Source organism: Dellaglioa sp. CoH-55-MRSF-9, assembly GCF_056782155.1.
The window spans coordinates 133,036-156,530 of sequence record NZ_JBXAYG010000003.1; the positions used below are offsets into that span (position 1 = coordinate 133,036).

The following is a 23,495-nucleotide window of genomic DNA, read 5'->3' on the forward strand; positions in this document are numbered from 1 at the left end:
AATATGATAAAGTATATGAAAAATAAGATGAACTACGGAAATAAAAGGTATAAACAAGTAAAAATAATTGAAGAAAAAACTGATTTTATTAATAGCGTGTCATTAGTGGCAATTATTAAAAATGAAGCACTATACGTTCAAGAATGGATTGAATATCATAAAATTATTGGTATATCAAAATTTTATATTTATGATAACGAATCTACTGATAATTTAAAAGAAATTTTAGAACCGTATATTAAAAGTAAAGTGGTTGAATATATCTATTTTCCGGGTGATAAGCAACAAATACCAGCATATCTGGATGCTGTCGAGCGCTGTAAGACAGAAACAAAATGGCTATTAACACTAGATTTAGATGAATATTTAGTATTAATTGATGAAAAAAATATTGATTCTTTTTTAAATGAATTTAGTGAAAACGTTGCTCAAATTGAAATTGGTTGGGTGATGTTCGGCTCATCTAATTTGATTAAAAAATCAAATGGATTAGTTACTGAGACATTTTTAAATAGATCAAAAAATGATATTATTTTAGATTCAAAACCTATCGTAAATCCTAGATTAGTAATTGATATGAGAATACCACATTGGTATGATGTGGCCGGTAAAACGACTGATGAAAACGGAAATAGGTTATGGGGATATCCATGGACAAATGAAAAAAGACCTAAAATTGTATCAAGGGAACACGTGAGGGTTAATCATTACTATGCAAAATCACTTGAAGAATTCGAGAATAAAGTAAAAAGAGGATATGCTGATCAAAGTAATGATATAAAAGAACGTAGTTATCTTGATTTTAAGAAGCACGATATTAATGATGTCTATGATAACGGCATGTTAAAGTACACGGATAAAATTAAAACAGAAATTAAACGTGTACAAGAACTTAACAGATGAGGGTAAGTGTGATGTATGAATAATAATTCTCGAACTGGTATAGCAGCTAAAAATACATCAATCGCTGCACTATCGCAAGTAATAATGTTAGTTTTGAAGTTTGCATTGCAGACAGTATTTATTAAAACTCTTGGTGCCGATTACATGGGAATCAATGGGCTATATGCTAATGTGTTGAGTTTTCTATCCTTTGCTGAATTAGGGATTGGTGGGGCGATAACGTACTCACTGTACGATCCTCTTGCTACTAGTAATCATGGTGAAATTGCTGGTGTCATGAATTTATTTAGAAAAGTGTATAATGTGATTGGTATCGTAATTTTGATTATGGGTTTAGCATTTACTCCATTTATAACTATTTTAATGAAGGGCGGTAGTCCTGTACCATTTCCGCGAGTTATGTTTGTACTATTTTTATTAAATACGGTTGTTAGTTACTTTTTTACGTATAAACGTTCCTTATTAATTGCAAATCAAGAAGGATATAAGGATAGTTTAAATAGATTAATTTTTACGATAATGCAGACAGTATTACAAATTATCTTTTTACTTTTATTTAGACAATATGTTTGGTACTTAGTAATCCAAATAATTATAACATTGTTATCTAACTTGAGAATTTCAAAACTTGTTGATAGGGAATTTGAATTTCTTTCCGAAATGAAAACTGTTAAAGTAAATCCTAAAGTCATCAACTATATGAAGAAAAATATATTTGGGACTGTTTCTTCAAAAATTGGTACTATATTAGTTTTTGGAACGGATAATATATTAATATCGGCATTTTTAGGCGTTAGATTAGTAGGAATATATTCTAATTATATGCTGATTGTAAATAGTATTTCCAGTGTGTTGACACAAAGTATCTCTGCTGTCACAGCTGGATTAGGTAATCTAGGAGTAACGGAGGATGAAGATTATCAAGAAGTTGTGTTTTATCGTTATATGTATATAAATGCCGGTATTACATCAGTTATTGCTATAACGTTATACGCAGTTATTGAATCTTTTATTAAATTTTGGATAGGATCAAATTACGTCTTATCGAACTTTACCGTGTTACTTATTGTTATAAATTTTGTACTTGTTCAATTTAGACAGACTGTATTAAATTTTATTGGTGCACGTGGATTATTTTGGCCAATGAGATATAAATCACTACTTGAAGCTGTAGTTAATATGATAGTTTCAATTCTTTTGTTAATGACAACAAATCTCGGCATTAATGGTATATTAATTGGTACAATAGTAAGTAATATTGGAATTAATTTATGGTGGGAACCACTTATCTTATTCAAATATGGATTCAAACGTAGTATGAAAAAATATTATCTTAAATATTTTGGTTATATGGGAATAATTGGAATAGAATTAGGAATAATTTCGTATTTACTAAAAATTATTGTAATTCAAGGGATTTTCAGTATTTTGATAGCATCTGCTGTTGTATTTATTCTAGCAAGTACATTATTCTATTTCTTATTTATTAGATATGACGAAACAAATTATGTTAAAAAATTGGTTTTAAGAAGGATATTAAATAAATAATGATTTTTATTTTTAAAAGCTGTGTTAAGTAGTTATTGTAGCTACCATTTACAAAAATTAATTAGAATATTTTAGGAGGAAAAGTGTATGAAGGGAATAGTTTTAGCCGGAGGTAGTGGGACTCGTTTATATCCATTGACACGTGCATCAAGTAAACAGCTGATGCCGATTTATGATAAACCAATGATCTATTATCCAATATCAACATTAATGTTGGCAGGTATCAAGGATATTCTAATTATTTCTACTCCTGAAGATACGCCACGTTTTCAAGAATTATTGGGCAACGGTTCTGAATTAGGCATTAATTTAGAGTATGCCGTTCAACCTACACCAGATGGATTAGCAGAAGCATTCATTATTGGTGCTGATTTCATTGGTAATGATAGCGTTGCGCTCATCTTAGGTGATAATATTTATTATGGTCCAGGTATGACTAAGATGCTTGAACGGGCTGCAAATCAAACTGAGGGGGCTACCGTATTTGGTTATCAAGTGCGTGATCCCGAGCGTTTTGGTGTTGTTGAATTTGATGAGAGCCATAAAGCAATTTCGATTGTTGAAAAACCGGATCACCCTAAAAGTAATTTTGCAGTAACAGGCTTATACTTTTATGATAATTCAGTTGTTGATATAGCAAAAAATATTAAGCCGTCACCACGTGGCGAACTTGAAATTACGGATGTTAACAAGGTCTATCTTGAAAAAGGAAGACTACATGTTGAAATTATGGGACGTGGATTTGCTTGGCTTGATACAGGGACACATGCAAGTTTACTTGAAGCAGGGCAGTTTATTGAAACTGTTCAAAGAATGCAAAATATGCAAGTAGCTAATTTAGAGGAAATCGCCTATCGAATGGGTTATATTTCACGCGAACAATTAATTGATCTAGCACAACCACTCAAAAAAAATGATTATGGACAGTACATGTTACGTATCGCAGAAGAAGAGGATAAAAAGTAATGGGTAAATTAAAAGTATCAACAACAAAGTTACAAGATGTTAAGATTATTGAACCAGCAGTATTTGGTGATAATCGCGGCTTTTTTACGGAGTCATATTCAGACAAAGATTTCAAAGAAGCTGGAATAGATATTGATTTTATCCAAGATAATCATTCATTATCAACACAAGCTGGCGTTTTAAGAGGACTTCATTTTCAACGTGGAGAAGCTGCACAAACTAAATTAATTCGGGTCGTGACAGGGGCAGTACTAGATGTTATTGTCGATGTTCGAAAAGGTTCACCTACTTATAAACAGTGGGAAGGATATATTCTTTCTGCAAGTAACCATCGCCAATTATTAGTTCCTAAAGGGTATGCCCATGGATTTGTAACATTAACAGATGATGTTAATTTCCTTTATAAATGTGATGGTTACTACAATGCAGCAGCAGATGGTGGGATTTCATTTAAAACTCCTGAACTAAATATTGATTGGCCTATTGATTTTGACCAAGCAATTACATCTGAAAAAGATGCTGCACAACCAACGTTTACAGAGTTTGAAAAAGACAATCCGTTTGTGTATGGAGAAATCTAAATAGGAGAGGTGTTTTTAAATGAAAAATATTATTGTAACAGGTGGGGCCGGATTTATTGGTTCTAATTTTGTCCATTATGTGGTTAATAACCACCCAGATGTTCACATTACCGTGTTAGATAAATTAACTTATGCAGGAAATAAAGAAAATTTAGCTGGACTACCTGCTGATCGTGTTGAGCTAGTAGTGGGAGATATTACTGACGCTAAACTAGTTGATGAACTTGTTAGCAAAACAGATGCGGTAGTACATTACGCTGCAGAAAGTCACAATGATAATTCTTTAAAAGATCCATCACCTTTTATTCAAACTAATATTATCGGAACATATACATTGCTAGAAGCTTGTCGTAAATACAATGTCCGCTACCATCATGTTTCAACTGATGAAGTGTATGGAGACTTACCATTACGCGAAGATTTACCCGGTCATGGGGAAGGTGAAGGTGAAAAATTCACACCTGAAACACGTTATAATCCAAGCAGTCCATATTCATCAACAAAGGCTGGATCAGATTTATTAGTTCGTGCATGGGTGCGTTCATTCAATTTACAGGCAACAATTTCAAATTGTTCCAATAATTATGGACCATACCAACATATTGAGAAGTTTATTCCAAGACAGATTACTAATGTTTTGAGTGGAATCCGGCCTAAGTTATATGGTTCTGGTAAAAATGTTCGCGATTGGATTCATACTAATGATCATTCAAGTGCTGTCTGGGCTATTTTAAATAAGGGTCGTATTGGTGAAACTTATTTGATTGGTGCGGATGGTGAACAAGATAATAAGGCTGTTTTGGAGTTGATTTTAGAATTAATGGGTCAACCTAAAGATGCTTATGATGTCGTTAAAGATCGCCCAGGACACGATTTACGATATGCTATTGATTCATCAAAATTACGTGAAGAGCTTGGTTGGAATCCTGAATTTACTGATTTTAAATCAGGATTACAAGATACGATTGATTGGTACCGAAATAATGAAAATTGGTGGAAAGCTGAGAAAGATGCAGTTGAAGCAAATTATGCAAAAAATGGACAATAATAACTAAGAATGGACTTAAGTCCATTCTTTTTTTGAAGGAGCTAATTATGAAAATATTAATTACGGGTGTAAATGGTCAATTAGGAACAGAATTAAGTCATTTATTAGATGAAAAAAAGATTGTATATACAGGAACTGGTTCTAAAGATTTAGATATTACTGACTCAAAAGCAGTTAATAATTATTTTTTAGATAATCGCCCAGAAATTGTCTACCACTGTGCAGCTTATACAGCTGTTGATAATGCTGAAGAAGAACCTGGTAAAGCTATTAATGAACAAGTTAATGTTATAGGTACTCAGAATATTGCCACAGCAGCAGAATCTGTGGGTGCTACGTTAGTTTACATTAGTACTGATTATGTATTTGATGGGACTAATGATCAAATGTATACAGAAAAAACACCCACTGCGCCTAAAAATGAATATGGTCGGACGAAGTTAGCTGGAGAAGAAGCCGTTGCTAAAATAATGAGTAAGTATTATATTATCCGTACATCATGGGTTTTTGGCGAATATGGAAAGAACTTCGTCTATACGATGCTAAACTTAGCTAAAACTCATGATCATCTGACTGTTGTTAGTGATCAGGTTGGACGGCCAACTTGGACTAGAACGCTGGCTGATTTTATGTTATATGCAGTTCAAAAAAATATTCCTTATGGGTTATATCAGCTTTCTAATGATAATTCATGTACTTGGTATGAATTTGCTAGTGAGATTTTAAAGGATGAAGTAGTTGAAATAAGTCCAGTAACGTCTGAAGAATATCCACAAAAGGCATACCGACCTAGACATTCAGTTATGGATTTGAGTAAAGTTAAAGCAACGGGATTTGAAGTACCAAGTTGGCAAGATGCTTTACATGAATTTATGGCTAAAATTGAAGTATAGAAAAGGGGAGTTTTCTAGTGATTTGAGAAATTGAATCATTAGAAGTCACTCCTTTTTATTTTCACCCAATTTAATGCTAACATAGTACCAAGGAGATGATTCAAATGACAATACCATTAGGATTAAAGGCGGGAACTGACCCAATTCAACTCCATGATCGGTTACAACATAATCCAGATATTTTTGAATTCTATCTAAATGAATTTGATGTTTCTGGAGATGGATTAAAACGATTATCAGATGAGATTGATGAGGTGAAGGCAACTACGAAGAAGATTGTCATGCATCATCCAATGAAGGTTGGTGAACAATCTGTTGAATTAGCCGTTTCCGAAACAGCTGATCCTAGGTTATATCGTTTTGTTAGAGAAAGTACTGAGACATTGATTCAGCTCGCAAAAGATAAATCAATTCAAACCCTCATTCATGGTTCATATAATCGACAAACGCCAACAATTATTGCTGAATATCCTAATTTTGAGGTTGCGGAATCAGCGTTATTTAATCGGATGGATTATTATCAAAAATATGGACAAAATAACGTCATGTTTGAGAATTCGATTTCTGATTTATTTTATTATGGGTCTGAAGAGATGGATCAGTTTATTCTACAAAAAGGGTATCGCTTAGCATTTGATACATCGCATGCCTTTATTAAACAAGCAGGTAGTAATACTGACTTACAAGCGAGTTTGAAACGGTTAATGCCAAATATCGTCCATTATCACTTAGTCGATTCAATGGGTAAATTTCATGATAGTTTAACTTTAGGAAAAGGCAAGATTGATTGGAAGTTAGCATATCCTTTGCTTAATCCAAATGCAACGACTATTTACGAAATTGATTTAGAAAATCAAAATGATTGTCGCGAAATGTTGGAAAGTCATGAATATCTACAAAATTTAATAGAAAAATAACCATTGGTTTTGAACTTTCAAAATCAATGGTTATTTTTTTCGGTTATCAAACCAGTAGAGTAAACACCCTAGTACTAACACGATAACGCCGAATAAGATGATTTTCCAATTAAAACTTAACAGTAAGTAAAGTGAGATAATTAATGCAAGGCTTGGAATAATTGGACCACCTGGTAATTTGAAACCTTTTGGTAAATTTGGATCATTATTGAATTTAAATGTTGCTAGAATTGTTGGTACATATTGGACAAACGATGCAAAGACAATGCATGATACTAAGAATAAATAACTACCGCTAAGTAGCAGGAGGATGCTTGTGATAGATGTCACAATGATTGCGATAACCGGTGTATTGTGTTTACTTTGCTTACCGATTATTTTTGGTAAAAGCTGATGTTCATTTGCTAGCGATGCAGCCACAATAGGTGTATTGAATGATACTGAGATGGCAACCCCAAGAATAGAGATCAACATCCCAATGATAATGATCATATAACCCCACTGACCAAAGATACTTTTGAATGCCGCAGCAATTGGTAATGAGTACGATCCTAAGTTAGGGCCAAGGATACCCACGGCAACCGTTTGAAGTAAAACATATAATAAAGTCACCGTTGCAATAACGCTTAATAGTGCTTTCGGAATATTCTTTTCCGGATTATCCATTTTAGCAGCAGCAATCGGTAAAAATGAAAAGCCAGTATACATATAAAAAATGACACCAAATGCTGTATTAAATTTCGTAAATAACTGAGTGTTACTGTGAATATCAGTCGGAATCATGGGCGTAAAATGAGCATCCTTAATGAAGAAAGCACCGACAATAATAAAGAGTAACATGATAAATACTTTAGCTGCAGAAGACAGATTGTCTGCGAAATCTAGAATAGCTGTTCCAAAATAATTAATGATGCCTAGAATAATGACTAAGGCAATTGCTGAAACATCATAAATAAGCGTTTGTTGTAATGCTGGAAAAAGTATTTTTAAGACAGTTAGTAACGCAGCAATTTCGGCTGACAAAGTCACTACGCCTAATATCCAAGTAAATATACCAACTTGAAAACCAGTAAATTTACCGAATGCATTATAGGCATATAACCAAGCCGCACCATCTTCCGAAAATTTACTTGCTAGTGTTGCGTAACAGAGCACAATCATGGTGACTGCTAATGCTGCAGCGATAATTGTAAAGATACTGAGTGGTCCAATATCATTATAAATTTTACCAGATAATAAGAAAATCCCCGATCCAATAATACCGTTAATTCCTAACAAGAAAACCGTGAAAAACGTCATTTTTTTATCTTCTATTTTATTCATTACAATCCCCCTAAATTTTAGAATAGCCAATATGATGTTAAAAGGCAATTGATAGGTGCTATGAGGGTACAAAAAAAGCCAACAATTAAGTTGGCTTTTACGGTTAAACTAAATCGTTTGTGTAGATTGGTGTTTCAATGGTTTCAACAAATTGTGCTGAGATAGGGGTTACGAACATTTTTTCGTTATCACGATGGAATAAATCAGAACCTGTAATGTCATCCATGGCTTTCTTAACGGTTGCTGGATCTAAATCTGTATTAACGTAACGTAATTTCATATGGCGCGTTTTACCCGCTTCATTTTTAAATGCTAAATCTAATTGTTTCATATAATTTCCTCCTTAGGTTTGATTAAGCTAAAAGACTTGATTCTGTGCGGATGGTCATTTTAACGGTGTTATCACCAGTTAATGAAGCAACTGTAGCGCCGAGTTGTGCAATAGCTTCGTTAGAGGCATTTTCAGTAATGTTAGCGAATGAACGTTTACGTTCAGAGCCGTCAGAACTTAATCCCTCAACGATAACGTTTGTTTTTACCCAAGTTTTACTCATATATGTTCTCCTTTGTGTGTCTATATTTGATAAGTGCCGCGACGCCTTACATAGATAATAAAGAATCGGTTAACCATTTTGTAAAGCAAATACTGATATTTATTCTTGATTCATTTGAGCAATGACTAAAAGTACTTTCCGACCGACGCTATTACGCCAGTTATAGGCTGTTTGACGGCTAACATGATGACTGGCAGCAATTTCTGTGACTGTTTTGTGTCTAATATAACAATCGACTAGATAATGTTGTTCGGCGTTTGAACAGAGGTCATAGAGTGATTTAAAAAGGTGTTCTGTAAATAATTTTTCAGCGATAGTATCTTGTGTTTGGAGGGTTAAATCAATGATGGAATCAGTTGGATTAGTTGAATCATCCTTATTAGGTTCTAAATGCGTTTGTTGATTAGATTGTCGATTAATTAAATCAAGAAGTCGCCAGTAGACACGTTGATAGGCGTAAACCATGAAAGTTTGTTCATTATCTTCAATAGTTTTAGGGTATTGGTCATATGCAGCGCTGAATGCTAATCGTGCTTCTTGTACGAAATCGTCATATGAAGCATGCGATTGATTAATCGACATTCTTTTTAGAACACCAAAGATAAGTTTTTCACGGTCATTTTTCAGTAGAAAAGCTAGACCTGGGTTTATTTGATTTGACATATTAGTAGAGTTGCCTCGTTTCTTTTAAGATCCCTTGGCCAAGGTTCTTAATTAGAATACGAGGTTATTCAATTTTAAAATAGACGACGAAATGAGCGTATTTATGGGTTTTTGATGAGCATTTAAGAATTAAAGGTAGACTATTAATTTTCTTAAGATAAACTTAACAATTAGACTTAAGTTCACACAAGATTAGTTACAATTAAATCTGTAACATAGGATAAGTTGTTAAATGAAAGTAAGAAAAGGAGTAGGCTATTGAACTTGGAGAATGAATTAGAACGGGATTTTAAAGAAATTATAGATTATCCAGAAACACGCTTATTGACTGTTGGGTCTCAATATTGGCGAAACTTGTTGGAGAATCATCCAATAATAGACGTTACGGATGATCATTTTTTTACAGAACATGGAATTGTAACGGATAACTATCAAGTGAACATGGAGACAACTTTGTATATTCACCATATAACACACAGACGGGATGATTTACGATCCATTATTTTTGATAAGCATAAAGATATTTTATTATGTAAATACACAACAACAAATTTTGTGAATCGCTTGATTAATGAAAAAATTCTAACTTTTGTCGCAATGCGTGCGATTGTGTCATTAGTTGAAAAGAAACAAGCTCTACCTTACACATGTGGTATGTATCAGTTATTTCCAGATAGTGGGCCATCAAAACGGGATGCCTCATGGACGGCAGGACACCATCTTGCTAATATTTCCGATGTAGAAAATGGAACTGATTTATTTTTCAACAATGGATTAAGAATTAGAGTTCAAAGTAAGTATTCGCAATTTCTAAAGCAATTAAATTTAGCGCATCTTTTTACAGATATTCAAGTTTCTTTGGCCAGTAAAATAGCTGCAGAACTTGGTTTTGAAAATCCAACACCCCAATTTAGATATCATGATGCTATCTTATCTTTAGTTCAGAACAGACGTGATACCTATGTGGATAAAATAGATTTCATTAAGGAAGTTAAGCATTTATTAGCCATCTACACGTTGAAAGGGTATTCTGATGAATCACCTGACGACTCAATTATCAAAAAAACGTGTAGTTGGGCGCATACTAATAGAGGCATTATGCGTTACTAATTGTAATCATAATGTAACGGAAAAAGGCGTTATTAGACATGCAAATTTGATATAATTAAAGCTGATAATTTCGGAAAAATAGGGGGAAATATGAAAAATAAAAAGTTGTTAACAAAATTAGTTACGGTAACATTTGTTGCTATTACGGGATTTAGCTCAATAAACTTACCAATTGGGAATCAAAGTAAAAATGAATCAACAGTTACGGCAGCCACGACTGCCCAAACAAAGGCTCTCATTGAAAAGAATGGACCAACGATTCAAGCAGTGTCAAAAGATAAAAACTTGTATCCATCAGTGATGCTATCACAGATGATTCTTGAATCTTCTTGGGGTCAAAGTACGTTGGCAAAAAAGGCTAATAATTTTTTTGGTATGAAGGGTGCCTATAAGGGACAATCATATTCAGTTAAATCATTGGAATATAATAGCAAAGGGAAAGCTTATTATGCGGTGTCTAAATTTAAAAAATACCCAAATGCTAAAGCATCTATTCAAGATTATGCCAACCATTTACGTAACGGTGTAAGTTGGGATGCTAAGTATTACTCAGGTACATGGCGTGAAAAAGCTAGTACTTATCAAAAAGCAACAGCATCATTGAGTTTAAAATACTCGACAAGTAGTGCCTACGGTAAAAAATTAAATAACTTAATTTCTAGATATAATTTAGCTAGTTTAGATAATACCGTTAAAGTCGCTTATAATGGCGCAGCCGGTTCTGAAACAGTCAAAGTAGCTAATACTGGTTACCGTCTTTACAATCATGTTAAAGGAACAGCAGGTAGTCGTGATAAAGGTGCGGCTGCTAAGTTGACAGGTAAGACAGTCTATGCGGACATGCGTGGCGTAAAAGAAGGTAGCACAACTTGGTATCGAGTAAGAGTTAAAGGCACATCAACGAAGTATTGGATCTATAAACAAGCATTAAAATTAAGAAAAACAAGTTATTCTACAGTAAAAAATACAGGAAATTTTAATAATAAATCATATCAGTTACATAATCATGTTTATAATTCAGATTATTTATCTAAAAAGACAGGTCAATCAAAAACACATAATAATAGAACTTATACAATTAATAAAAAAGCGATTATTACTGATTACAATGGGTCTAAATCAACGATGTACCGAGTCAAAATTGGATCTACTAATCATTGGGTCTATAAGGGAGCCATTAATAAACATTAATTTATTAGGTTGTTGAACTAATATTGCTAAGGGATAGCAATAAAAAAATAGGAGAGTTATTGAAAATGCAGAAAAAAATAGTAATGGGTTTTGCCATTGTTTTGGGGATTGTAGCGGCTGGATTAATGAATCAATCAGTTTCGGCTTCATCAAAGGTAAATAATTATATACATTCTCAACATATTGCACCAAATGAGATTACAAGTGCTATCTGGGGTGGTTTTCCAACCGATGATATGACTTATCGTCAAGGTAAACCAGAAGGTGTTGTTGTTCATGAAACAGCTAACCCATCATCTACCATATATGGTGAAATGGCTTTTATGAAAGCCAATTATGGTAATGCATTTGTGCACAGTTTTGTTGACGATCATAATATTATTAATATTGCAAAAACGAACGTCATGTCATGGGGCTCTGGTCCTAAAGGTAACCAACGTTTCGTGCAATTTGAAGAAACGCGTGTTCATAGCAAGTCGGCATTTGCACGAGAAGTTAATAATGCCGCCTACTATACTGCCTATATTTTACAACAATATGGGTTGAAACCAAGTTTAGCAACTGCTAGCAATCATGGAGCGGGCGCAACAGTTTGGGCACATGCAGATGTCAGTAAGTATTTAGGTGCAACTGATCATGGTGATCCAGTTGGTTACTATAGCGAATCTGGTAATAAATGGTTTAATGAGTCATATTCAATGTCAGACTTGTATGATTTAATCAAAGAATACTACACACAATTAGGTGTGAAGGTCGCATATCACAGTGCAGCTGGATCAGAAACTGTTCAGATGAATAATACAAGTTACCGTCTTTATAACCATGTTAAAGGGACGGTCGGCGCAGTCGATAAAGGTTCAAGCAGCAAGTTAAGCGGTAAAACATTGTATGCAGATATGCGTGGTGTTAAAAATGGTAGCACTACTTGGTATCGCGTCCGTGTTAAAGGGACATCCACAAAATATTGGATCTATAGTGACGCCTTAAAATTAAGAAAAGTAAGTTACTCACCAATGAATGTTTCAGCTAAATTTAATGGTAAGTCATATCAGTTACATGATCATGTATACAATTCAGATTATCTATCTAAAAAGACAGGTGATTCAGCCAATTATAAAAATAGAACATATACAATTAATCAAAAAGCCGTTATAACTGATTATAATGGTGCTAAATCAACGATGTATCGTATTAAAATTGGTTCAGATGATCATTGGGTTTACACAGGAGCAGTCAATAAGGATGCACTAGTTAATTTAGAAATGCATAGTGCATCTGGTTCAGAAACTGCAAAAGTTAATAGTAATAAATATATGCTTTATAACTCAGTTAAGAACTCTACTGATAATACGGTTAACTATGGTTCTTCAACACAATTAACTGGGCAAACAGTGAAATTATTAGCTCGAGCAGAAAATAGAAGCCAAGGAACAACTTGGTATCAAATTAAATCAGGATTAAATAAATATTGGGTTTATTCAAAGGCCTTAACATTTAATCAATCAATTACTTATAAGTCACTTAAACAGACTGGAACCGTAAGTACGACAAGCACTTACTACTTGCATAATCATGTTTATAATTCAGCATATTTATCAGTAACAACAGGAAGAGCAAGTGATGCTACAATTAGAGGTAAAGCAGTTAATGTAGATTGCATGGCTACAATTAAAGAAAATGGTAAAGAAGATTCATATATGTACCGTTTTACAGTTATTGAAACAGGAAAGACCTATTGGGCTTATGGTAGCGTCTTAGTTGGTCGAACGAATAGTTAAAGCAAAAAAAGAAGCCATTTTATGGCTTCTTTTTTTGCTTTATTTTCCTGAAGAACGACGTGATAATTTAACGACGGCTTCAACTTTTGATGTTTGTGGGAACATATCAACGGGTTGAATATAATCAACGCGGTATGATTTTGTTAACAATTCTAAATCTTTTGCGAGTGTCGATGGATTACATGATACATAAACAAATTTTTTAGGACGACTCTTATTGATGGCTTCAATTAATTGATCATCTAAACCAGTACGTGGTGGATCAACAACTAGGGCATCAGGTACGAAACCTTCTTCCAACCATTTAGGTAAGATATCTTCAGCTTTACCAACTTCATATGTGGTATTTTCTTGATGTGATAGAACAGCATTTTCTCGTGCATCTTCAATCGCTTCAGGTGTTGTATCCATACCGCGAACTTCTTTAGCACCATGGGCAACATAAAGGCCAACGGTACCAACACCACAGTAAGCATCAACTAATGATTCATTTTTATCTAAGTTAAGAGCTTTATTGATTTCATCGTATAAAACGCCAGTTTGAACTGGGTTTAATTGGAAGAAAGCACGTGCTGATAATTTGAATTTCATTTTACCAAGACGTTCCATGATGAAGTCTTGGCCAGCGATATTAATGGTTTCGTCACCCCAAATAAGTGATGTTTCACCTTTGTTGATATTTTGCATGACAGAAGTAACCATAGGTAATTCTTCTAAGATATGCATAACTAGTTCACGTTTCTTAGGTAATTTTGCCGAGTTTGTGATGAAGGTTAATTGAACCTCACCGGTATCAAAAGATTCACGAACAACAAGCGTTTTGATAATACCTGATTTAGCTTCTTCATTGTAAATAGGAATTCCGAGTTCCTCTAATAACGCAACAACGTGACGAATAACAAGCATTGTTGTAGGACGTTGCGTACTGAATTCTTTTAAGTCTACTAAATCATGACTCTTTGGTTTGTAAAGTCCAGCGATGACGTGACCATCTTTTTCGCGAACTTGGAATTGCGCTTTATTACGGTATTCATATGGATTTTGCATACCGATAGTTTCTTTTAAATCATAGTGTTCATAACCACGCGGTTTATATCTTTCTAAAGATTGTACGATAACATCTTTTTTGAAAGCTAATTGGCCTTTGTAGTTTAAATGTTCTAATTCAATTCCGCCGACTTCACTGTATGTTGCGTCTTTTGGTTCAACGCGAACAGGACTTTGTTTACGAATTTTATGAATTTTAGCGTTGATATAAGAATCTGCAACACTAGTGACTTCTGCTACAACGACTTCGTCTGGAAGAGCACCAGGTACGAATGTAATCTTACGTTTGTAATAGCCGATGCCTTCACCATTAATACCTAAGCGTTTAATAGTTAAAGGAAAACGTGAACCGGCTTCAATTTCTGATCCAAATTCTTGATTGTCTGACATATTTTTATAAACTCCTTATTGCTTTTTTCTTATTATAACACAGGAATATTGGCATTTTGGCAGTTCAAAGATATAATAACAAGATAAGCATTTAAAGGAGTCTATATGACAAAAAAAATCACAAAAATAACCACACAAAAACGTGCTGGACGATATAATGTCTTTCTGGATGAAAAATATGCTTTTCCAATTGGGGAAGAAGTTCTTATTTCATTTCATCTTGCTAAAGGGATGGAATTAGATGAGGCATTAATTAAACAAATTGCTGATGCAGATGATCGTTCAAAAGCGTATTCAAAAGCGTTAAACTATTTATCAACGCAAATGCGAACCGTAAAAGAGATTAAGGATTATTTGAAGAAACATGAAATTACGGAAGACGCGATTGAAGAAACAATCGAAAAGTTATATGAATTTAGATTAGTAAATGATCTTGAATATGCTAAAAGTTACGTTAGAACAATGATGCACACGTCGGATAAAGGACCAACAGTCATTCGCCAAAAGTTACGATTAAAAGGTGTTGCAGCTGAAAGTATTGATGAAGCCTTAGAAGAATTTCCAGTTGATGACCAATTAGAAAATGGAATTAAAGTCGCCGAAAAATTAGTTAAGCATTACCACGATCAATCGTTTAGTAATTTAAAGAACAAGGTTCGTCAGGCATTAATGACTAAAGGCTTTAAGTCTGATGACATTTCACAAATAATGGATGCCTTAGAACTTGAAATTGATCCCGAAGCCGAATGGGATGCACTTGTTAAACAAGGGGATAAAGTCTGGAAACGGCAACGTCGCTTGGAAGGTAGTCAGCGCGCCATGAAAGTTAAACAGGGGCTATTTCAAAAAGGGTTTCAGTTTGATGATATTAATGAATATATTGAGCTGAAAGAACAAGATGAGGCGCTTGAATGATAATGTGGGATGACGCAAAAATCACAGCTTTTCAAGAGGCATTGTTAACTTGGTATGATAGTGAAAAAAGGGATCTTCCTTGGCGCAGAGACCATGAACCCTACCATATTTGGGTATCAGAAATTATGCTCCAACAAACACAAGTAAATACGGTTATTCCGTACTATGAACGATTTATGGAATGGTTTCCGAGTGTTGAAAATTTTGCTAATGCGCCAGAAGAACGTATTTTAAAAGCATGGGAAGGACTCGGTTACTATTCAAGAGTTCGAAACATGCAAAAAGCAGCAAAACAAGTTGTTCAAGATTATTCTGGGCAATGGCCGCAAACAGCTAAGGAACTGCAAAATTTAGTTGGAATTGGGCCATATACTGCCGGAGCAATCGCAAGTATTGCTTTTAACGAAGTTGTTCCTGCCGTTGATGGTAATGCTTTTCGTGTATTTTCACGCTTATTTGAGATAGAAGATGATATTGCGAAACCACAGACCCGACTTATTTTTGAAAAAGTCATTCAACAAATTATTTCTAAAGAAAGACCTGGAGACTTTAACCAAGCTGTCATGGATTTGGGTTCAAGTTACATGAGTGCTAAGAATCCAGATTCTGAACATTCTCCAGTTAAGTCGTTTAATCAAGCTTATTTAGATGGTAAAGAACTTGATTATCCAGTGAAATCAAAGAAGCCGCGACCAGTTGAAATGCCCTATATTGCTTTGATAATTGAAACAAAAAAAGGGTATTTATTTGAGAAACGTTCTAGTAAAGGGATGCTCGCAAATTTATTAGCGTTTCCTTTAATTAAGCTGGAAGAACTGGAAGACAAACCAGGAGACGTGTTATTAACGGATGATTTAGTTATAAAATTAGGCCAATGGAGCCAAGATAATTTGAACCATAAGTTGATTTTTTCAGCATTAGAAGGTTCCGTCGTAAAACATACCTTTACCCATCAAAAATGGTTAATTGAATTATTTACCGTGAAAAGTAAATCGTTTGACTTAAGTTATTTTCCTGGCGAATTCATACTTGAAAAAGATTTTGACCAGATTGCAGTTCCTAAAGTACAACAAAAAATTTGGGACAAATATATCAGCCTTTCTTCAAATAAATTTTAGTAAAATAGTTCTTTTTTTGGTATAATATTCATGCAATCGATGTAAAATGCACTACGTGTTTAGAAAGTGGGTTTTGGTAGAGATGAGTAATCAGTCAAAGGAGCCTAAAGAGGGCGACTTCATTACCATAAAGAGTTATAAACACGACGGTAGTTTGCATCGAACATGGCGTGATACGATGGTGTTGAAAACAAGTGAGAATATGATTATTGGGTGTAATGATCATACATTGGTGACCGAAGCAGATGGCCGGCGATGGGTGACCAGAGAACCAGCAATTATCTTTTTTCATAAACACTATTGGTTTAATATTATAGCCATGATACGTGATAACGGCGTTTCTTATTATTGTAATTTGGCTTCACCAGCCACGTTAGATAAGGAAGCTTTGAAATATATAGATTATGATTTAGATGTCAAAGTTTTCCCAGATGGTGAGAAACGGTTATTGGATGTAGATGAATATGCAGAACACGGGAAAAAATGGGAATATTCTGACGATATCGATAAGATATTGAAGTATAACGTCCGAACACTTGTGGACTGGATAGATAACGGGAAAGGGCCATTTTCTAAAGAATATATAGATATCTGGTACAATCGTTACCTCGAACTAGCGGAACGTGAAAATAATAAATAAAAAGGATAATTCTGAATTTTAAGTAGAATTATCCTTTTTATTTACTATTTTAGTGAGGTATTTTCTAATAAATTGAGCAGTATGGTAATATATAGATAGTTTAGCAACGGAATAAAAGGAAAACTAGACGAAATAATATAATTAATGAATGGATGAAAAAATGGCTACTAAAGCGAATATAAAAGATGTTGCAAGTAAGGCAGATGTTTCAATCGCAACTGTATCACGTTTTTTGAATGGTAAAACAGAGCGTATGTCTAAAGAGACAGCATTGAAAGTCCAAAATGTGATTAAAGAATTAAACTATGTCCCTAATGACGCGGCTAGACAGATGATTACAAAAAAAAGTCGAATGATTGCTACAATTGTTTCAGATGTGGATGATTATTTTGCCACAGAAATGTTTAAAGGTATTAGCTCAATTTTAGATGCACAAGGTTATACAGCGGTTTTATTTGATTCCGATTCTAATAAATATAAAGAACAAGGTATCCTTAAAATTATTGGCGAAAAATCGTTTGATGGACTAATCATGCAACCAATACTTAGAAAAGAAGCCGATTTAAGGGATGCGGTTAGACGAGACATGCCCATTGTTATTGTTGATCGTGAACTTTCTGATTCTAGTTTAGCTAATGTTGTTACAAATAACTTTGATATTAGCCAACAAGTAACAAGATATTATCTAAATCAAGGATTTGATCAAGTCATTATCATTACTGGTGAAGTGACAGGTATTTCAACTCGGGAAGAGCGGTATAACGGAATTAATTCGGTCAGTCCAGACACTAAGGTGATTGAGGTTATAGATGGTGATACAAAATTAAATCAAACATATGCTGAACTGAAAAATAGATTAATACGTGATGATAAAAGAACGCTTGTATTTGCGTTGAAGGAACGTTGGTTGCTTTACTTACTACCTAAAATTATCGCTGATGGATTCATGGTCAATCAACGGGTAGCGGTAACGGGATTTTCAGATACTGAAGTCATAAAAGCGATTAATTCAGGAACTTCGTTGATTAATCAAAATCCTTTTTTACTAGGTGCTAGTGCAGCAGAATTATTGTTGAATGAATTAAATGGTGAAACAAATACGAAAAATAAAAAAATAATTATACCTGCTGAATTTAAGTAGATACTAATATGGAAAAGACTTGCTCAAGGGTAAGTCTTTTTTTATTGTCCTTAAAATGTAATTTAAAGTTAAAAAAATAAACAGGCTAGATACCTTACTGGAGTAAACGTTTACCTTGTTTAGAAATATATATTTATATTTAAGACTTGCAATTATGGAATACTGCATATATACTATCCATGTAAACGTTTACCTAACTTGTTAATAGATAATGAATTGGAGGCGCTAAAAATGGATAAAAGAACTTTTTTAGATGTTGATAAATTTGCGTTGGGCTTTGCCTCTACAACTGTAGAGGCTAAGTTTGAGGATGAAAACATGGTGAAAACGGCTAAGAATTACCTTGCAGCCTATTTGACGGCATATTACTTAGCAGAAAATTTTAACGAGATAGAACGAGAAAATTTTGATAATAAAAATGCAGAAAAATTCGAGGACATGAATTTTGAGACATTAATGAATAGGGTAAAGAAACTCAATAAATATTAATATTGGAGGAAAAATGATGACAGTTATTTTAAATACATGGATTTTTGAGAATGATGTAGAAAATGGAATTAAACAGGATGAATTGGTTGATCGCGTTTCAAAATTAAGTGTTGACGGTATCGAAGTTAGACGTGAATATTTTAAAGATTTAGATAGTGAATTACCCAAAGTTGCAAAAAAAGCAAAACAATACGGATTAATTGTTAATTATAGTGTTCCTGATCAAGTTTTTTTAGACAATGGCACGTTAAACCCTAAATTAGTTACTTATTTTCAAGAAGGTTTAATTATGGGAATCAAAAAAATTAAATTTAATATTGGAAATTTTGCGGCATTTACTGGAGATTTAAAGCAGGCTTTTAGTGAATTTCCTTTAGACAAAATAACAATGAATGTTGAAAATGATCAAACTGCATTAAGTGGCAGTGTTAAGGCATTAACGACATTTTTAGAAAGTGCTAAACGACAAAATGTGCCTGTTGGTTATGTTTATGATCTTGGTAATTGGGCTTTTACGAAACAAGATGCTATTCAGAGTGCAGATGAGCTTTCACAATACACGGACTATATCCATTTGAAAAACGTTATTAATAATGCTGGAAACTTAATGACGTCGAAAAATTTAGATGAAGGAATGTTTGATTGGCGAGCTATTTTAGCCCATCTACCAAAAAAAGTGGCTTTCGCTCTTGAATATCCGATGGATAACAAAGCGTTAATTCAATCCCAGATAGTGTTATTAAAAAAAGAAATTGAGGACTAGCTTATGGCAACCCTAATACCGATTTTATTATTAATCACTTTTGTAGGATTTATTATTTATATTTTAAAGGGTGGAAACATCATGGTCGGGTTCTTCGTAATGGCTATTTTATGGTCTATCATTGGACAAATTCCATTCGATAAGGCAGTTCAAAAAGTATTTGCTGAACCAGCATTGAATTATGGACCGACAATTATCTATATTGCATTTGGATCATGGTTCGGAAGGGTTCTTGTTGATAGTGGGATTGCGCCTGCAATTTCAGAAGCAACAAAAAAAGTTGGGAAAAAACGACCATTAATAGCAGCTATTTTAATTGTTTTGGTAACAGCGTTTATTTTTGTAAGCGCATACGGAGTGGGATCTGTGATTGCGATAGGGGTTATCTTATTACCAATCATGTTATCCCTAGGTATTCCAAGAGACATCGCACTTACTGCATTTGTCATGTCAATTGGGGCACCAATGTACATTAATGTTGTTTTATTCAATCAAATTAAAGCATTTTTTCCAAATGCCGTATACGGCGGACAATACTTAATCTTCGGTTGGACAGCAATGACAGTTCAATTAATCGCGGTAATTATTTTCTTAGTTTTACATCGCAAGAAATTTACTCAAGAAAATGTTGATTCAAATCTAAAAATTATTGGTGAGACACAACAAAATTCTGAAAGTCGCCCCATACCAAAAATTGCATTTGTTGCACCAATTATTCCGGTCGTTATGAATATGATTTTCGGCTGGGATGCTATTCCAGGATTAACTTTAGCAACATTGTTTGCGATAGCTGTTACTGGAAATATGAAAGGATATAAAAATTTCGTCGACTTCTTGAATAGTACGATTCAAAAAGCGATTGGTGATATCGCAGGATTGATTATGTTTTTAATGGCGTTAGTGATGTTTGCTGGTGCTGCTCAGTTGAACGCTGTTAGGTTTCAACATGTATTTAGTCTGATATTACCGCATGACCATTTAATCCTTGCTATTGTATTTGGAGTATTAGCACCGCTCGCGTTATTCAGAGGTCCGTTACATGTTTGGGGTGCTGGAGCTGCAACTGCAGCGGTTCTTTCGGGAACCGGGTTGTTCAATGATGCCTTCTTATTACCACTTCTCTATGTGCCTGCGCTTCTTGCTGTTTCAACAGGAATCACGCAATCATGGAATGTTTGGGGCCTTGATTATATGAAAGTTCAATCAAAAGATTTATTAAAAAGAGGTGTTCCAATCATGTGGTTTGTTTCAATTATTAATGAAGTTTTAGTTTATTACTTTTTCGGTTAAAATTAAGAGACATGAAGGGAAGAAAATATAATGAGTGAAGTTATAACAATTGGCGAACCAATCATTACATTTGCCTCAAAAGATATGGATCAAAGCTTATCAGAATCAGTTAATTATGTGAAAATATTAGGTGGCGCAGAATTAAACGTAGCGATCGGAGTTAAACGCTTAGGGCATGATGTTGAATATGTTTCTCGAGTTGGAACAGAACCTTTTGGCCAATACGCGAAGAGTATTATTTCAGGACATGGTGTGGGTATCGATTATATTAGCGAAAGTGAAAATCATTGGACGGGGCATCAATTGAAACAACTCGTATCAACGGGTGACCCAGAGACTTTTAATTACCGTAAAGGGTCAGCTGCAGCTCATTTAACAAGTGATCGAATTGATGCAATAAATTTAGATGATGTTAAAATAGCGCATATGTCTGGTATTTTCCCAGCTATTTCAGATGTGGCCGAAAAAACATTTAGAACGTTATTAACACGCCTTGTGGATAACCAAAAATTCATTACATTTGACCCTAATTTACGACCAACATTGTGGAAAAGTAAAGATTATATGGTTGCGACCGTTAATGAACTGGCAGGTTATGCAGATGTTGTTTTACCAGGTGTTGAAGAAGGAAAAATTCTGATGGGCAGTGATAATCCAGAAGAAATTGCCGACTTTTATTTAAAAGGCAAACGGACAAAAACGGTAATTGTTAAAATAGGTGCAAGTGGTGCATTTATCAAAAATTCAGATGGTAGTATGAAAACGATTAAAGGCTTCAAAGTGGATAAAGTTGTGGATACTGTTGGTGCAGGCGATGGATTTGCATTAGGCGTTATTACAGCATTATTGGAAAACAAATCTATGGAGTCAGCCGTTTTACGAGGAAATGCAGTTGGTGCGCTTCAAGTTCAGACACCAGGTGATAATGATGGCTACCCAACACCTAAAGAACTACAGGATTTTTATAAAAAGGAAGGCGTACAGGAATAATGAAATTACAAGTCGCTATTGATCGCGTTACGTTAGAAGACCTTATGGAGAGCGTCAGCTACTTAGATGGTGTTGTCAATGTCATCGAAGTTGGGACCTCTTTGATTAAAGATTATGGGATAAATGCGTTAAAATCTGTTACGGAAAAAGTTAATCAATCAGAAGTATTATTTGATTTAAAGACAATTGATGAGGGTGTTTATGAATTTGAAAAGGGATTCTCTGCTAACGCGGATACGTTAACGGTTATGGCAAGTTCGTCAATTGATACGATTGAACAAGTTTATGAATTAACGGTTAATCAGAAAAAAAACATTCTGATAGATTTATTGGAAGTAGATGAGACGAAAATTGAAAAATTACAAAAATTTGATGAAGCCATTTTTGGATTACATTACTCACATGATAAGAAAGATCAAGATTTTGATGCCGTAAAAGCGGTGGCTGAATTCCATGCTAAATTTCCAAATATAAAAAAAATCGCGGTTGCCGGTGGTATTGATATTGAACAGGCAAAAAGATTGGCTGTTCAAGGTATCGTGGAAAGAATCATTGTTGGTGGTAAAATAATGAATAATGAGAAACCATTAGATATGGCAAAAAAATTTATGGAGGTTATTAAATGAGTTTACTTGATGAAATAATGGATGAAATTAACGCGGTCATTGCTAAAGTTAGTGATGACCAATTAAATGGTGCTGAGAAGTTAATTACGAAAGATAAAAGAATTTTTATCTTAGGTGCTGGGCGATCTGGGTTAATGGCAAAAGGATTCGCAATGAGATTAATGCATATCGGTTATACGGTCTTTGTAATTGGTGAGACAATTACACCGTCAATTGCAGAAGGGGATGTGCTAGTTTCTGTTTCTGGCTCTGGGACAACTAAGAGTGTACTTGAACCAACTGAAAGTGCTAAGAAAATTGGCGTTAAAGTAGTCGGGCTTACAAGTAACGGCGAGTCTCCTTTAGCGAAAGTATCTAACTCAGTTGTCGTTGTGCCTGGTGCAACAAAAGCTGATAATAGTGTAAAGTCAATCCAATTATTGAGTACGCTATTTGATCAAAGTGTGCATATTGCTCTGGATGCATTAGTGCTGAAGGTAAGTCGTAGAGACAACGTATCAAATGATCAGGCGAAGGCGAGCCATAGTAATTTAGAATAAAAAATAGCAACTATCATTTTTAAAATGGTAGTTGCTATTTTTTAGGATAACTATAGTTACAACAATGGTTGA

General features: G+C 34.2%; 25 protein-coding genes. 20 read left to right on the forward strand and 5 right to left on the reverse strand.

The genetic code is table 11. The features are described 5' to 3' along the window. The first annotated feature begins 15 nt into the window (after nucleotides 1–15). The 7 genes from AC1RPV_RS04390 to AC1RPV_RS04420 all read left to right on the forward strand — a co-directional run bounded on the left by AC1RPV_RS04390 (nucleotide 16) and on the right by AC1RPV_RS04420 (nucleotide 6,856). The gene (locus AC1RPV_RS04390) at nucleotides 16–903 is read left to right on the forward strand and encodes a glycosyltransferase family 92 protein (RefSeq protein WP_481761534.1); all 888 of its coding nucleotides are present in this window, start codon (nucleotides 16–18) and stop codon (nucleotides 901–903) included. A gap of 15 nt (nucleotides 904–918) precedes the next feature. Then, nucleotides 919–2,451 carry a lipopolysaccharide biosynthesis protein gene (locus AC1RPV_RS04395; protein ID WP_481761533.1) on the forward strand — a complete coding sequence of 511 codons (1,533 nt, stop codon included), beginning with the start codon at nucleotides 919–921 and terminating at the stop codon, nucleotides 2,449–2,451. Nucleotides 2,452–2,538: 87 nt separating this feature from the next. Continuing rightward, nucleotides 2,539–3,417: a glucose-1-phosphate thymidylyltransferase RfbA gene (gene rfbA, locus AC1RPV_RS04400; protein ID WP_481761532.1), complete on the forward strand. Its 879-nt coding sequence runs from the start codon at nucleotides 2,539–2,541 to the stop codon at nucleotides 3,415–3,417. Further along, nucleotides 3,417–3,998 carry a dTDP-4-dehydrorhamnose 3,5-epimerase gene (gene rfbC, locus AC1RPV_RS04405; RefSeq protein ID WP_481761531.1) on the forward strand — a complete coding sequence of 194 codons (582 nt, stop codon included), beginning with the start codon at nucleotides 3,417–3,419 and terminating at the stop codon, nucleotides 3,996–3,998. Before rfbA ends, rfbC begins: the two co-directional genes overlap by 1 nt. A gap of 19 nt (nucleotides 3,999–4,017) precedes the next feature. Next, nucleotides 4,018–5,046 (forward strand): dTDP-glucose 4,6-dehydratase, encoded by a 1,029-nt coding sequence (gene rfbB / locus AC1RPV_RS04410; RefSeq protein ID WP_481761530.1) that lies wholly within the window; start codon nucleotides 4,018–4,020, stop codon nucleotides 5,044–5,046. Between the two features lie 47 nt (nucleotides 5,047–5,093). Beyond that, the gene (rfbD, locus tag AC1RPV_RS04415) at nucleotides 5,094–5,939 is read left to right on the forward strand and encodes a dTDP-4-dehydrorhamnose reductase (RefSeq protein WP_481761529.1); all 846 of its coding nucleotides are present in this window, start codon (nucleotides 5,094–5,096) and stop codon (nucleotides 5,937–5,939) included. A 104-nt stretch (nucleotides 5,940–6,043) separates the two neighbouring features. Then, on the forward strand, nucleotides 6,044–6,856 hold the full coding sequence (locus AC1RPV_RS04420) for a sugar phosphate isomerase/epimerase (RefSeq protein ID WP_481761528.1): 813 nt from the start codon (nucleotides 6,044–6,046) through the stop codon (nucleotides 6,854–6,856). 30 nt (nucleotides 6,857–6,886) lie between these two features. Here AC1RPV_RS04420 and AC1RPV_RS04425 read toward each other — a convergent pair whose 3' ends face one another. The 4 genes from AC1RPV_RS04425 to AC1RPV_RS04440 all read right to left on the reverse strand — a co-directional run bounded on the left by AC1RPV_RS04425 (nucleotide 6,887) and on the right by AC1RPV_RS04440 (nucleotide 9,396). Further along, nucleotides 6,887–8,179, reverse strand: a complete 1,293-nt coding sequence (locus AC1RPV_RS04425; protein ID WP_481761527.1) for an APC family permease — start codon at nucleotides 8,177–8,179, stop codon at nucleotides 6,887–6,889. Nucleotides 8,180–8,282: 103 nt separating this feature from the next. Further along, nucleotides 8,283–8,510, reverse strand: a complete 228-nt coding sequence (locus tag AC1RPV_RS04430; protein ID WP_409022132.1) for a DUF2922 domain-containing protein — start codon at nucleotides 8,508–8,510, stop codon at nucleotides 8,283–8,285. Between the two features lie 22 nt (nucleotides 8,511–8,532). Next, on the reverse strand, nucleotides 8,533–8,733 hold the full coding sequence (locus AC1RPV_RS04435; protein WP_409022133.1) for a DUF1659 domain-containing protein: 201 nt from the start codon (nucleotides 8,731–8,733) through the stop codon (nucleotides 8,533–8,535). Between the two features lie 99 nt (nucleotides 8,734–8,832). Next, on the reverse strand, nucleotides 8,833–9,396 hold the full coding sequence (locus AC1RPV_RS04440) for a sigma-70 family RNA polymerase sigma factor (protein ID WP_481761526.1): 564 nt from the start codon (nucleotides 9,394–9,396) through the stop codon (nucleotides 8,833–8,835). 258 nt (nucleotides 9,397–9,654) lie between these two features. Here AC1RPV_RS04440 and AC1RPV_RS04445 point away from each other — a divergent pair, with 258 nt between their 5' ends. From AC1RPV_RS04445 to AC1RPV_RS04455, 3 genes are all read left to right on the forward strand, one after another. After that, entirely contained in the window at nucleotides 9,655–10,506 is an 852-nt protein-coding gene (locus AC1RPV_RS04445; RefSeq protein ID WP_481761525.1) for a competence protein ComK, read from the forward strand. A 90-nt stretch (nucleotides 10,507–10,596) separates the two neighbouring features. After that, entirely contained in the window at nucleotides 10,597–11,697 is a 1,101-nt protein-coding gene (locus tag AC1RPV_RS04450; protein WP_481761524.1) for a glucosaminidase domain-containing protein, read from the forward strand. A 65-nt stretch (nucleotides 11,698–11,762) separates the two neighbouring features. Next, nucleotides 11,763–13,475 carry an N-acetylmuramoyl-L-alanine amidase gene (locus AC1RPV_RS04455; RefSeq protein ID WP_481761523.1) on the forward strand — a complete coding sequence of 571 codons (1,713 nt, stop codon included), beginning with the start codon at nucleotides 11,763–11,765 and terminating at the stop codon, nucleotides 13,473–13,475. A 39-nt stretch (nucleotides 13,476–13,514) separates the two neighbouring features. On the opposite strand, the gene rlmD is transcribed toward AC1RPV_RS04455, so the two are convergent. Continuing rightward, nucleotides 13,515–14,912 carry a 23S rRNA (uracil(1939)-C(5))-methyltransferase RlmD gene (rlmD, locus tag AC1RPV_RS04460; protein WP_481761522.1) on the reverse strand — a complete coding sequence of 466 codons (1,398 nt, stop codon included), beginning with the start codon at nucleotides 14,910–14,912 and terminating at the stop codon, nucleotides 13,515–13,517. Nucleotides 14,913–15,017: 105 nt separating this feature from the next. On the opposite strand from rlmD, the gene recX reads away from it, so the two are divergent. The 10 genes from recX to hxlB all read left to right on the forward strand — a co-directional run bounded on the left by recX (nucleotide 15,018) and on the right by hxlB (nucleotide 23,423). Continuing rightward, nucleotides 15,018–15,827, forward strand: coding sequence for a recombination regulator RecX (gene recX, locus AC1RPV_RS04465; RefSeq protein WP_481761521.1), 810 nt, complete (start codon nucleotides 15,018–15,020; stop codon nucleotides 15,825–15,827). Further along, a complete protein-coding gene (gene mutY / locus AC1RPV_RS04470) occupies nucleotides 15,824–16,945 on the forward strand; it encodes an A/G-specific adenine glycosylase (RefSeq protein ID WP_481761520.1) in 1,122 nt (373 codons plus the stop codon). The genes recX and mutY overlap by 4 nt, the downstream gene beginning before the upstream one ends. Nucleotides 16,946–17,027: 82 nt before the next feature. Then, the gene (ntdP, locus tag AC1RPV_RS04475; protein ID WP_481761519.1) at nucleotides 17,028–17,585 is read left to right on the forward strand and encodes a nucleoside tri-diphosphate phosphatase; all 558 of its coding nucleotides are present in this window, start codon (nucleotides 17,028–17,030) and stop codon (nucleotides 17,583–17,585) included. A gap of 148 nt (nucleotides 17,586–17,733) precedes the next feature. Then, nucleotides 17,734–18,726, forward strand: coding sequence for a LacI family DNA-binding transcriptional regulator (locus AC1RPV_RS04480; protein WP_481761518.1), 993 nt, complete (start codon nucleotides 17,734–17,736; stop codon nucleotides 18,724–18,726). Nucleotides 18,727–18,957: 231 nt separating this feature from the next. Beyond that, nucleotides 18,958–19,215 carry a hypothetical protein gene (locus tag AC1RPV_RS04485; protein ID WP_481761517.1) on the forward strand — a complete coding sequence of 86 codons (258 nt, stop codon included), beginning with the start codon at nucleotides 18,958–18,960 and terminating at the stop codon, nucleotides 19,213–19,215. 16 nt (nucleotides 19,216–19,231) lie between these two features. Next, complete coding sequence (locus AC1RPV_RS04490) at nucleotides 19,232–19,978, forward strand: sugar phosphate isomerase/epimerase family protein (protein WP_481761628.1); 747 nt, start codon at nucleotides 19,232–19,234, stop codon at nucleotides 19,976–19,978. A gap of 3 nt (nucleotides 19,979–19,981) precedes the next feature. Continuing rightward, the gene (locus AC1RPV_RS04495) at nucleotides 19,982–21,268 is read left to right on the forward strand and encodes a gluconate:proton symporter (RefSeq protein WP_481761516.1); all 1,287 of its coding nucleotides are present in this window, start codon (nucleotides 19,982–19,984) and stop codon (nucleotides 21,266–21,268) included. 30 nt (nucleotides 21,269–21,298) lie between these two features. Next, entirely contained in the window at nucleotides 21,299–22,258 is a 960-nt protein-coding gene (locus tag AC1RPV_RS04500; RefSeq protein ID WP_481761515.1) for a sugar kinase, read from the forward strand. Continuing rightward, on the forward strand, nucleotides 22,258–22,884 hold the full coding sequence (locus AC1RPV_RS04505; RefSeq protein WP_481761514.1) for an orotidine 5'-phosphate decarboxylase / HUMPS family protein: 627 nt from the start codon (nucleotides 22,258–22,260) through the stop codon (nucleotides 22,882–22,884). Before AC1RPV_RS04500 ends, AC1RPV_RS04505 begins: the two co-directional genes overlap by 1 nt. Then, nucleotides 22,881–23,423, forward strand: a complete 543-nt coding sequence (gene hxlB, locus AC1RPV_RS04510) for a 6-phospho-3-hexuloisomerase (protein ID WP_481761513.1) — start codon at nucleotides 22,881–22,883, stop codon at nucleotides 23,421–23,423. Before AC1RPV_RS04505 ends, hxlB begins: the two co-directional genes overlap by 4 nt. Nucleotides 23,424–23,495: the final 72 nt, after the last annotated feature.